The sequence below is a fragment of the Mesorhizobium sp. J18 genome (assembly GCF_007829525.1).
GTDB lineage: Bacteria > Pseudomonadota > Alphaproteobacteria > Rhizobiales > Rhizobiaceae > VLJP01.
The window spans coordinates 1-11,332 of the sequence record NZ_VLJP01000031.1; the positions used below are offsets into that span (position 1 = coordinate 1).

Consider the following 11,332-nt stretch of genomic DNA (forward strand, 5'->3'; position numbering starts at 1 on the left):
GGTTGTGTTGCAAATTTTCTGGAGGGCACTCGGCGCCACTTTGCCGGACGCAATTCAGGCGGCAATTGCCTCGAACTGTTGCTTGAGTGACGGAGCTGGGTTGAAGGCGAACCGCCCTTGCCGCTTGCGCATCATATGAACCATCTCGATGCCGGCCAGGGTGATGGCTGCCGAGGAGAATGCTTTGAAGCCCATCATCGGTCGTACCCGCCGCTTGATACGTCGGTGATCCTGCTCGATCCGGTTGTTGAGGTATTTGCTGCTTCGGATGCGGATCGCCTTCAATTGGCGCCGTGACCGATCCTTCAACCGGCTCTCGGCGTCGCAGAAAATGATTGCTTCCCGGTTGGTTTGGCTGCCGTCGATGACGATACGATCCGGGCGGCCATGGCGGGCCAAAGCCTTGCGCATGAAGCGCTTCGCCGCCGGCAGGTCACGGTGTTTGCTGAACCAGAATTCCACCGTGTCGCCTGCGCTATCGATCGCCCTGTAGAGGTACATCCACTGGCCGCGAACCTTAATATACGTCTCGTCCAAATGCCACTTGCCACCGACGGCTCGCTTCCGTCGATTGAAGCTCTTCAATAGCACCGGCGAGAAATAGACCACCCAGCGGTGTATCGTCGAATGATCGATGCCGATGCCGCGCTCGGCCATCATCTCCTTCAGATCTCGCAAGCTCAGGCCGTATGCCAGATACCACCGCACACACAGCAAGATAACGGATCGATCGAAATGACGGCCTTTGAACATGCAATACGCTCCGAAATTGGAGCTGACCTCATGCCATCACCTCGTTGCTGAAAAGTTTGCAACAGATCCAGTCGAAGACCCATGGGGGAGCAGGGTTCGGTTGAGGGCGATCTAGAAGGACGTGCGGAGTTTCTGTGCCTGGTCTGTCGCCTTCCCGCCACCGTCGCCGGATATGGGCTTGTTCAGGGTACCGCCAAGCCAGCCGTGCCGTTCGATGTGTGTCCTACGTGCTAACAGGAGGTTCGCTTTCGACGCGAAGTCGAACATCGCGGTCGCCGCACATCTGTCTCAAAAGTGGCGCCCGCTATCATAATTTGAATCCTAACAGAAAGAGCCAGATGCTGTACCGTCAATCATCATTCCTTATTGCGGGCTTCACGACGATTTCGATACTTGTGGCCGCGCCATCTACAGCAAGCGCCGAGGTCGTTTCCAATACGGCACAAAGCGTGACACTGGATCAGGCAGCGGTGAGTAAGGCGATCGGAGGCATTGCCGTCAAGTTGCGCGAAGATTATGTGTTCCCGGATAAGGGGGCGCAGGCGGCGGCTGCGCTAGAGAAGGCGTTGAGCGAGAATGCCTATGCCGGCGTCGCTGATCCAGCCCAGTTCGCGTTACAACTGACCGAACAACTCCGAGCGATCACCAAGGACAGCCATATGAGGGTGATCTTTGGCTCGCCGTTTCGCAACCAGCCGCCGCCGACCGCGCCGCAGGATGCCGGCTTCGAGGTGAGGCGACTCGACGGCAATATCGGATACATCCACCTGGCGCGCTTCGTTCCGCCCGAAGTTTTCAATCCGGCGGCCGACGCCGCTATGCGCAGGCTGTCGGACACTGCCGCGCTCATCATCGACATGCGGGACAACGGGGGAGGCCATCCGGGGTCTGTGGCCTATCTTGCCAGCTTCTTCCTCGACCCGGCCAAGCGCGTTCACATCAACGACCTCATCTGGCGCAATCGTGGGACGTCAACGTTCAGGACGGAGTCGTTCTGGAGCTCGCCGACGCCGGTGAGCTATCTCGGCAAGCCCGTCTATGTGCTGGTCGGTCCAAAGACTTACTCGGCCGGTGAGGAATTTGCCTACGACCTGCAAGTGCTCAAGCGCGCAACCGTGGTTGGTGAGAAAACACGTGGAGGCGCAAACCCGGGCGGACTTAATGACCTCGGTTCCGACCTCTTCGTGGTGGTGCCGACCGGCAGGGCCGAAAATCCGATTACACGCAGCAACTGGGGCGGCGTCGGTGTTCTGCCCGATGTTCAGGCCGCGTCAGAAGCTGCGGAATCTACTGCGATCGCGCTGGCAAAGGGCTGATCGAGACCAGCACCGCGCATGGTCGGCTCCCGACTGGTTGCGATCGTTCGCATCGCGAGCCGCCGTCCATGGTTAACATCTGAATGCAAGACGGCGGCCAGCGCGGTCGAAACCAGAGTGGTGGGCGAGCTTTTCGTGTGGCGCGCGACGGGCTCCTCAACACAGAGATACGAGTTCGTTCACATTGATGCACGGGAATAGGGCCGACGCGTCTTAATGACTCACGCGTTCAGCCCACCTGCTCGACATTGAGCGTTCCAGCCGGCAACGGTCGGATCAGGGATTGCGCGGGAACCGAGGGGTCGAGCCAATCGATCCAGACGCCGCGTTCGAGAATGACGATCTGGCGGTCATGATAGGGCCCGATGTCGGGCCCGGGTTCCATGGTCAGCATGGTGAAGGCCTCTCCGACGTCGTTGGTCTCCCGCCAGATGCCGGCGATGCAGAAGATCGGTTCGTCACGCTTTGTGAAGAGCCACTTGTCCTTCCGCTTCTTTCCCTTCTCGGCCGGATCAGTGAACTCGTAGAAGCCGTCTGCGACGATCAGGCAGCGGTTCGACGTGAACTCGCGCGCTTCCGAGCGGAAATTGTAGACGGGCCGCTTGTTCGGGCCCGGCCAGCTCCATCGCCGCTGCACCAGGTCCCCTTCGCCACGAACTCCTTCGATGCTCCGGATGATCGGGGCTATGTCTGTAATCTTGATGTCCTCGCGAGCTGGGATATTCGGTGTTCCCTCGCCGAAGCGAATCTTGATCTTTAGATCCGCGAAGTCCTCCACGATCGAAGCGACATCCACCATCAGTCGATAGTCATTGCACATCGGCCCTCCGTCTCCGATCGCCGTTGCGTCGCGATCATGTTCTTGTTATGTTCGCATCACTATGAGCGCGAAGGCTTTCGATTCCGACGTATCGCTCGACGAACGCCGGGTCATCATAAGGCGGTACGGCGGCGATGTTGAGATGGTGGAGCTTCCTTGGGGGGCTTCAGCCGCGTGAACCCGGAGGCAGGCCTTTTACCGTTGTAGGAGCCGAAGGCAGGACGTTTCCCAGCCATCGCTGTCTGGTTCCTGCGTCCGAGTTCCGGCACCGCAGTCGAGGAAAGGCATACAGCTTCTCCCTCGCCGACGGCGACTGGTTCTATTTCGCCGGCATTTGGCGGCCGGCGACCCGCGATTGGCCGGAGGCCTACGCCATTTTGACCATCGCGGCAAACGACGATGTCGCGCGCTTCCACGACCGGCAAATGGCAGTGCTGAGGCGGGACCAGCGCATGGCGTGGCTTGATCTGACGCATCCCGAGGCGGAGTTGCTTCGTTCACTGCCGCCTGGCGCGTTCAAGGCCTCACATCAGCGCGTCGAATCTGCACAGATCGCCCTCGCCGTCTGAAGCGTTGGCAAAGTCATGGCCCAAAGAGCGCAGTTCCTCTCAGTGAGGATCTGCGAACATTGTGAACGTTGCGAACCTGTCTTCATACGCTCGGACTCGTTCCAGTGCTGCTCCCGGAGAGCTGCCCTCTTGCAGCATCTGGTGGAATAGGACGTGAACGAAGAGCGCGGCGTCGCCACCGTCGGGATAGCCTTCGGGGGCGATATAGGCAGCAACACCGCCATTCAGGAATGGTCTGCCAAACTCGCCCGATCCGGTTGCGCAGGCTGTGCTCACTACGATTCGGCTCGGTAGATTTGCGCGTTCCGCGATTGCGCGTGGTGGCATCGAACCCCTTTCGAGCGCCGAAACGTCGATGCTCTCGTCGAAAGCGCCGAACACAATGCCGTGGTCGTCCCCATGGCCACAGATGACGATATAGCGCGGCGCCGCGTCGCCCTGCTCAAGGACGCGGAGAAAATCCTCAGGGGTTCCGATCAAATGAAGTAGCACCGTTGCCCCCAGACTTTCCAGGACGGCTCGTATAACCAAGGCTTCGCGCGCCTCTCCGATTGCCACGACCGCGATCGGCACCCGGGGACGGTAGAATCTCTCGTCAATCAGCATGCGCGGAAGCCTGCCACGTAAATTGCGCGATCGCCATCGCTTCAGGCAGGTCGGCAACACGGGCTGCTAAGGGCGGCAGCACACGGCAAGCCCCAGCCTTGTGGAGAGGACAGCAACATATCCGGCCGGGCGCGAGGACGTCGCTGCACGGCGCGGCTCTCCGCCACCGCACCATAGAATTCTGGATTGAGGGCAGTCGTCGCCGATCGACGCGCAGCACAGGGTAGCTCAGAGTCCTGCCGCTTAATGGTGAAATCCCAGACACACCTGAGGGTCGTCAGGAACAAGCCAATCCCGCTCTTCTGCGATGGCTTTCCTGGTCCGGCTTCGGGTCTTCCACGATCAACCCACGAGGGGTCCGCTAGCCAGCTGCGGCCGCTTGGCTTCGCCGTCGCGGTGATCGCGACCGGAGCCGGACACTGACGGAGCCATCGAGCGGGAATTGGCCCGCTCCTGATGGAGCCCTCAGATGTCGCACGATCTCTCCCTCGCCCAGAACCGTGCCTTCCACCTCGCCCGCACGTTGATGGTCCTGGTCACCCTCTTCCAGGTCGACGGCGAATACGGCGTCCTCCCGAGCGACGAGCTCGACGACGCCGAAGTCGACATCATTCACGAATTCGATCCTTACGAGGTCAGACCGGCTCATTGAGCCGGCCTTTCCTCCGGGGATGCCGCTTGCGAGCGGTCGGCGGCAAGGGAGGCTGCGCCGCGGCTGGCCTGCGGGCCAGGACTGCCAAAATCGTCAGTTGCCAGCCGCGCCCTTGCCCCCTTCGCTCTTCGCGGCAGGCGGAATGGGCCTCGCGGTGTGCGGGGAAGAAAACCCGAGCAGGAAAGGCCGGCGCCGACGGGCGCCGGAAACGAGCTATGGAGAGGAACGACGTTGAAGAGCTGAAAGAGCGCGTCCCTTGCGCTGCCGTGCTGGAGAAGGCCGGCTTCGCGCTCGACCTGAACGAAAGCACGCGCCGGGCGATGAAGTACCGCCGGGGCGACGACATCGTCATTGTCATCCACGACGGAAAGGGCTGGTTCGATCCGCTGTCCGAGGCCAAAGGCGATGTGTACGCACTCGTTGCTCACCTCGATCACGTCGGGTTTGCCGAATGCCTCGACCGCGTGGCGGAGCTCGTAGGGTATGTCCCAACCGAGCGCGTCTGGACACGGCCGGCGCGTGAGCACGATCCCGACATTGGCATCGCGGAGCGCTGGCGCCGACGCCGCAAATGTTGGCCCGGATCTCTGACGTGGCGCTATCTCCGCAACGAACGCGTACTTTCCGAGGCAGTGATCCGGGCCGCGATCCGAAATGACAGGCTGCGCGAAGGGCCGCGCGGCAGCATGTGGGCCGCCCATACAGATGACGCTGGGCTTGTCACCGGATGGGAGGAGAGGGGGCCCGAGTGGCGCGGTTTCGCCACAGGCGGCGCCAAGATCCTGTTCCGCTTCGGCGCAGCCAACGCCTCACGGCTTTGCGTCACCGAGGCGGCGATCGATGCCATGAGCCTCGCTGTGATCGAGGACATGCGGCCCGACAGCCTGTTTGTCAGCACCGGCGGCGGCTGGTCGCCCTCGACGGAAGCGGCGATCCGCGCGCTTGTCATGCGGGACAATGCTCTGCTCGTCGCAGCCACCGACAATAACGCGCAGGGCGATTCCTATGCCGAGCGTCTTCGCGCGATCGCGACAGAGACTTCCCGCCGCTTCGAGCGGCTGCGTCCGTCCGCGGAGGATTGGAACGAGGAGCTCCGATTGGTGAGGGCGGAAAAGGAAAGAGAGGGAGGGATAGCCCGGCTGCCGCATGCCCGCCGGGCGCGTCAAGGGTGAAGCTTCGCCCGGCTTCGCCGGCCCTTGACCCGCCCGGACGGAGAGGCGGCTGCGGGAAGGGGTCCTGAAGGGCTGAAGATGATGGCGAAATCGAGAGGATGAGCCGCGCTCCAGCCCGACAAGGCTGAAGGAGCCCGACATGACCCTCTCCGCTGGTATCCGCAAGGTGTTTCAAGGCGTCGCCGACCGGCGACAGATGTTTCGCATGTTCGATCGTCACGCGCAGCGCCCGAACCGCTGGGCGAACCACCATAGCGCGCTTTCTCGCGGCGAATGGTTCGAAATCGCGCAGGCCGAACACGACCACATGTTCGAGATCCTGCCGCCATTATGGATGATTCTCCTTTTCTTCATCATGGCCTCGCGCACAGAATTCCTGACACTCCCGTACAAACTGGTCGGCAACCTTCAGACTTACCTGATCCAGAACAAGACTTCGATGGTCGACTACTGCCACCGCTACTGGTCAGGTCAGCCGATCTCGAGCTCTCCGGCCGAAAGTGCCGCCAACAGCCTCGTGAATGCTCGTATGAACAAGAAGCGTCAGATGCGTTGGTCTCCCGTCGCCGCTCATCGCGTACTGCAGGTTCGGGCAGCGGTTGCTGACGTAGGCTCAAGCAAGTCAAGCTTGATCTTGCAGCTTGACCCCCATCCTTTTCCCGTCCCATCGGCGCATCAAGCGTCGTGTGCGGCCCATGCCCTGTTTCAAATCAATTGCAAGCGCGATCGACACTCTGTATGCCTCCGGCAAAGGCCGTCTGCCTGGATCTGCTAAATCACGCGCTACAGTCATTTCACAAATCGAGATCCTGGCTGCCGATGATCATGGTTGCCGGCGGAATTGGACGGATGAAGAGAAGATCCGCATCGTCGAGGAGAGCTTGCAGGGCTATCGGCAGGGCTCGGCGACGGCGCGACGCTACGGGCTCTCGCGCTCGCTGCTGGCGCGCTGGCGTCGGGAATACGGGAGCGGCGTTCTTGGCGGCGCGGCTGCCCATGGTTTCGTGCCACTGGCGATTTCGCCGCCGGAAGCCGGACCGCGTGAGGTGGTGTCGCGGCTTCGGTCTGACGATGAGGTGCAGATCGAGATCGGCCTGCCGAACGGCCGCCGCCTGACGATCCCGGCGACGCTCGATCCGAACATCCTGGCCCGTCTGCTGCCGGTTCTGGACGCGTCATGATCGCCTTTCCGGCAGGAGTAAAGGTGTGGATCGCGGGTGGCGTGACGGACATGCGTTGCGGCATGAACAGCCTGGCGCTGAAGGTGCAGGAAGGGCTCGGGCGCGGTGCGCGCTGTCGTTACGACGTCGGAGGCGATGATGCGGCACCTCAAGCTCGAGATCGCCAAGCTGCAGCGGGCGCAGTATGGCCAGAGTTCAGAACGCCGCGCCCGGCTGATCGACCAGATGGAGTTGGAGCTCGAAGAACTCGAGGCCGACCACCGAGGACGAGATCGCGGCGGTTCGGCCCGGATCGTGAAGATGGGCGAAGACATCACCGAGACGCTGGAGGTGATCCCTCGCCAATGGAAAGTGATCCAGACGGTGCGCGAGAAGTTCACCTGCCGGGGTTGCGAGAAGATTTCGCAGCCACCAGCACCTTTCCACGCCACACCGCGCGGATGGGCAGGACCGAACCTGCCCGCCGCGATCCTCTTCGAGAAGTTCGGCCAGCATCAGTCCTTGAACCGCCAGGCCGAGCGTTACGCCAGGGAAGGCGTCGATCTCAGCCTCTCCACGCTGGCCGATCAGGTCGGCGCTTGCGCGACCGCCCTGCAGCCGATCCATGATCTGATCCGCGCCCATGTACTGGCCGCCGAACGGTTGCATGGCGATGACACCACCGTGCCGCTTCTGGCTCGCGGCGCAACGAGGCAGGCCAGGCTCTGGACCTACGTCCGCGATGACCGCCCCTTTGCGGGCGGCGCTCCTCCCGCAGCACTTTTCTACTTCTCTCCTGATCGCGAGAAGGCCCACCCCAACCGGCATCTCGCCGGGTGGCAGGGCACGATGCAGGCCGACGCCTACGGTGGCTACAACGACCTCTATCGTGCCGACCGCAGTCCCGTACCGGTGCTCGGCGCCCTGTGCTGGAGCCATGCACGGCGCAAGTTCTTCGAACTGGCCGACATTGCCGGCAATGTGCGCAAGAACAAACCCGCCCACGAGATCTCGCCCGTCGCATTTGAGGCTGTCGCCAGCGTCGACGCCCTGTTCGACATCGAGCGCGGCATAAATGGGCTGCCCGCCGAGGCGCGGCTCGCGGCCAGGCGGCAGCATGCTCGTCCTCTCATTGAAGAATTGCACGACTGGCTCAAGGCTCAGCGCGCGCAAATGTCGAAGCACAATCCCGTCACCAAAGCGATCAACTACATGTTCGAGAAGGAGGGACGTTGGGAGGCCTTCACCCGCTTCCTCGATGACGGCAGGCTTTGTCTCACGAACAACGCCGCCGAACGCGCCCTTCGTGGTGTCGCTCTGGGGCGCAAGGCTTGGCTCTTCGCCGGATCGCAGCGCGGCGGAGATCGCGGCGCGTTCATGTATTCGCTGATCGTCTCGGCAAAAATGAACGATATCGACCCGCAGGCCTGGCTGGCGGATGTCCTCGCCCGGATCCCCAACATCTACGTATCCAGGCTACCCGAACTTCTGCCATGGAATTGGAAATCCGCCGGAAACACCCGGCAGCAAGCAGCCTGATGGCGCGTCCAACCCATGTCTATGAGTTCGAATACGTCGCTACGCTGACCGGCGAGAACCTCGAACTCCTTCAGGAAGTCGCCAGCAATTCCGACAACATCGACTACGGCGAGACGATCCACGTCCACGACGGCACCGAAGAGGGCGTCACAACCTTCACAGCTCGTGGCATCGAGAGCCTGAAGGAGTTCCTCGCGGACGTACGAGCCCGGGCGGGCGGCGTTCGCCAATTCCTCGTGGACTGCCAATGTGATCCGGAGATGATCGAGCGGATCATGGCAGACGAGCCGAAATCATAGTCTACATGGCCCTGGCCGGATGGTTACGCGAAACTGGTCGCTGGAGTGAAACCGAGCAACGCTGTAGATTCGAAATTTTCCGTCGCAATCCTCGCAACAGCACGGATGCTAAACCGTCAGACAGTGACGACGGAAAGAGAACTCGAGCTTTGGGCCGCGATCTCCGCGAGAAAGGACCACAAACAGAACAGAGTCCAGATGTGAACAATGGCTGATTGGAGACAGGTTAGGGTAGTTGCTTTCTACCGCTACGGTAGAGGGCAACAGTGAGATCTTCGGTAAAGCCCGGAAGCTCACCAACTTTGGTTCAGTAAGCGCTTCACTTCCTGGAGCCACTACAGAGTACTGATCCCGCAGCCCGAGACCTGTCGATCAGGCTCATGGACATCTGGAAGACCAGGCTGCCCAAGTCGAAGATGACGAGCACATACATGCGGAAAGGGGTAGCGGGTAGGAGCAGGGTTGTCTTCGCGCCGACCAACCAACTTCCAGCACGAAGACAACTACGTGGACCTACGGCCTGCGAGCTTTGAAAATTGCCCCCAAAAACTCAAGCATGAACGTGCTCGCCATCAGCGATGTCTGACCTTCAAGGTCGACCAGCGGATTGATCTCTACCAGATCAAGGCCAACAACTCTGCCCTTCTTGGTGACGTCCTGGAGGATCGCTTTCAGCTCATGGTACAGGAGGCCGTCAGAGCACGGCGAACCAGTTCCTGGAGCGATGGAGGGATCCATGCCGTCGATGTCAATAGTCACATAGACGTTAGACATCTCCGGAATTCTTGCCAGTGCAGCTTCCAGATTATCGCGGATCATTTTCCGTGTGATAACGCTCGCGCCTCTTTTATGGAGGTCATTCCAATCTTCTTCGCGAGTGCGCACGTCACGAATGCCGATGTGCGTCATGTTGCGGACAAACGGCAACTCCTTCGAACGACGCAGAGGGCTGCCGCTCGCGTAACGAACTCCATCTACGTTGTCGATCCAGTCCAAATGTGCGTCGATGTGGATGACATCCAGCTTCTCGAACCTCGAGAAGGCACGGATACAAGGATACGTCACGGAGTGGTCGCCACCGATCATGACCGGCAGAGCATCAGCATCAAGGATGGCCTCGATATTCCCCGTGATGAGGCCGAAATTCCGTTCGAAATCATAGTAGGCAATGTCGACATCGCCGCAGTCGACCATCTTCACACCGTCGAGCAGACGCTCACCAGCATCGAGATCCCAGTAGCCAGCCGGGTTTGCGCCACCCCAGGATGTGAACCGCTTGGAATATTCACGCATTGCGCTCGGGCCAAACCGGCAGCCTGGGCGATAACCGACGCCGCCGTCATAGGGGATACCGAGGAACGCAACGTCTGCCTCGATTTTCGAAAAATCCTCGCAAACAGGGGACTTGTACATTGTGGCCAGACCAACCGAGGTCAGGTTTGCGTTGTATCGTTTTGTCATGGTTCTACTCTTGATTATTTAGGCTTTCCGGTTGGCGAAAATCGCGCCGAGAAATTCGAGGATCATTACGCTGGAGAGCAGGCATGTGCGCCCGCCTTCGTCGACCATCGGATTGACTTCGACCAGATCGAAGCCAACGACGTTTCCTGCTTTTGCAACGCCCTTAAGAATTCCGCGGACTTCGTGGTAGAGAAGCCCATCCGGTGTTGGCGAACCCGTGCCAGGCGCAATCGAAGGATCGAGACCGTCTATGTCAATGCTGACGAAGACGTTCCCAAGCTCAGGGAAACGCTTCAGGATGCCAGCTACGCCTTCATCACGAACCTCATCGCGAGTGATGATAATCGCGCCAGCTTCTTCGGCATCGCGAACCTGATCGGCAGTGGTGCGCACATCTCGAATGCCGATCTGGATCATATTTCTGACGAACGGCAGCTCCTTGATGCGTCGCATAGGCATCGGGTTAGCTTCGCGAACGCCTGCAATTTCGTCGCGCCAATCCATATGAGCGTCGAATTGGACGATATCGATCGGGCCAAATCTCTCGAACGCCTTCACATTCGGGAAGCTGACGGAATGATCGCCACCTACCATCACCGGGAGGGCACCGCGGTCGAGGATCGCCTCGACACTCGAGGTGATGAGATTGGAGTTCCGTTCCCAGTCGTAGAAGGCAACGTCAACGTCGCCACAGTCGACCATACGGATCCCTTCAAGGTATCGGGTGCGATCCTTGATATCCCAGTATCCGTTGGCGGAGTGACCGCCCCAAGCGCCATAGCGCACCGAGAGATTTCGAATTTCTCGAGGGCCAAAGCGAGTACCTGGACGCCAGCCATTACCCCCATCATAGGGAATTCCAAGAAATGCAACGTCCGCATCGATCTTGCTAAAGTCTTCAACTACAGGAGCGCGCAAAAAAGATGTCAGCCCCACACTTGGAAGGCTCGCAGTATAGCGATTTGTCATAGTTCACTCTCTCGAG

General features: G+C 60.4%; 10 protein-coding genes and 3 pseudogenes. 8 read left to right on the plus strand and 5 right to left on the minus strand.

From position 1 onward, the window contains the following. Positions 1-54: 54 nt before the first annotated feature. Entirely contained in the window at positions 55-753 is a 699-nt protein-coding gene (locus L598_RS12450; protein WP_144862852.1) for an IS6 family transposase, read from the minus strand. Between the two features lie 338 nt (positions 754-1,091). Here L598_RS12450 and L598_RS12455 point away from each other — a divergent pair, with 338 nt between their 5' ends. Beyond that, entirely contained in the window at positions 1,092-2,069 is a 978-nt protein-coding gene (locus L598_RS12455; protein WP_144862902.1) for a S41 family peptidase, read from the plus strand. A 229-nt stretch (positions 2,070-2,298) separates the two neighbouring features. Here L598_RS12455 and L598_RS12460 read toward each other — a convergent pair whose 3' ends face one another. Next, positions 2,299-2,889: an SOS response-associated peptidase gene (locus tag L598_RS12460; RefSeq protein ID WP_144862853.1), complete on the minus strand. Its 591-nt coding sequence runs from the start codon at positions 2,887-2,889 to the stop codon at positions 2,299-2,301. 61 nt (positions 2,890-2,950) lie between these two features. On the opposite strand from L598_RS12460, the pseudogene L598_RS12465 reads away from it, so the two are divergent. Then, positions 2,951-3,458: pseudogene (locus L598_RS12465) on the plus strand (SOS response-associated peptidase). Between the two features lie 39 nt (positions 3,459-3,497). On the opposite strand, the gene L598_RS12470 reads toward L598_RS12465, so the two are convergent. Then, positions 3,498-4,064 (minus strand): hypothetical protein, encoded by a 567-nt coding sequence (locus tag L598_RS12470; protein WP_144862854.1) that lies wholly within the window; start codon positions 4,062-4,064, stop codon positions 3,498-3,500. A gap of 469 nt (positions 4,065-4,533) precedes the next feature. Here L598_RS12470 and L598_RS12475 point away from each other — a divergent pair, with 469 nt between their 5' ends. The 6 genes and pseudogenes from L598_RS12475 (at position 4,534) to L598_RS12505 (ending at position 8,886) form a co-directional block, all read left to right on the plus strand. Further along, positions 4,534-4,716 (plus strand): hypothetical protein, encoded by a 183-nt coding sequence (locus L598_RS12475; RefSeq protein ID WP_144862855.1) that lies wholly within the window; start codon positions 4,534-4,536, stop codon positions 4,714-4,716. Positions 4,717-4,931: 215 nt separating this feature from the next. Then, the gene (locus L598_RS12480) at positions 4,932-5,888 is read left to right on the plus strand and encodes a DUF3991 and toprim domain-containing protein (RefSeq protein WP_144862856.1); all 957 of its coding nucleotides are present in this window, start codon (positions 4,932-4,934) and stop codon (positions 5,886-5,888) included. 139 nt (positions 5,889-6,027) lie between these two features. Continuing rightward, the gene (locus L598_RS21780) at positions 6,028-6,663 is read left to right on the plus strand and encodes a DUF1419 domain-containing protein (RefSeq protein ID WP_246658740.1); all 636 of its coding nucleotides are present in this window, start codon (positions 6,028-6,030) and stop codon (positions 6,661-6,663) included. A gap of 58 nt (positions 6,664-6,721) precedes the next feature. Further along, positions 6,722-6,847, plus strand: a pseudogene (locus tag L598_RS21785) (transposase); the annotation flags it as partial. A 327-nt stretch (positions 6,848-7,174) separates the two neighbouring features. Further along, positions 7,175-8,587 (plus strand): annotated as a pseudogene (locus tag L598_RS12500) (IS66 family transposase); the annotation flags it as partial. Beyond that, positions 8,587-8,886, plus strand: coding sequence for a hypothetical protein (locus L598_RS12505; RefSeq protein ID WP_144862857.1), 300 nt, complete (start codon positions 8,587-8,589; stop codon positions 8,884-8,886). The pseudogene L598_RS12500 and the gene L598_RS12505, both read left to right, overlap by 1 nt. 513 nt (positions 8,887-9,399) lie before the next feature. On the opposite strand, the gene speB (L598_RS12515) is transcribed toward L598_RS12505, so the two are convergent. Together speB (L598_RS12515) and speB (L598_RS12520) are read right to left on the minus strand one after the other, a co-directional pair. Next, entirely contained in the window at positions 9,400-10,347 is a 948-nt protein-coding gene (gene speB, locus L598_RS12515; protein WP_144862858.1) for an agmatinase, read from the minus strand. Positions 10,348-10,365: 18 nt separating this feature from the next. Then, complete coding sequence (speB, locus tag L598_RS12520; RefSeq protein ID WP_144862859.1) at positions 10,366-11,316, minus strand: agmatinase; 951 nt, start codon at positions 11,314-11,316, stop codon at positions 10,366-10,368. Positions 11,317-11,332: the final 16 nt, after the last annotated feature.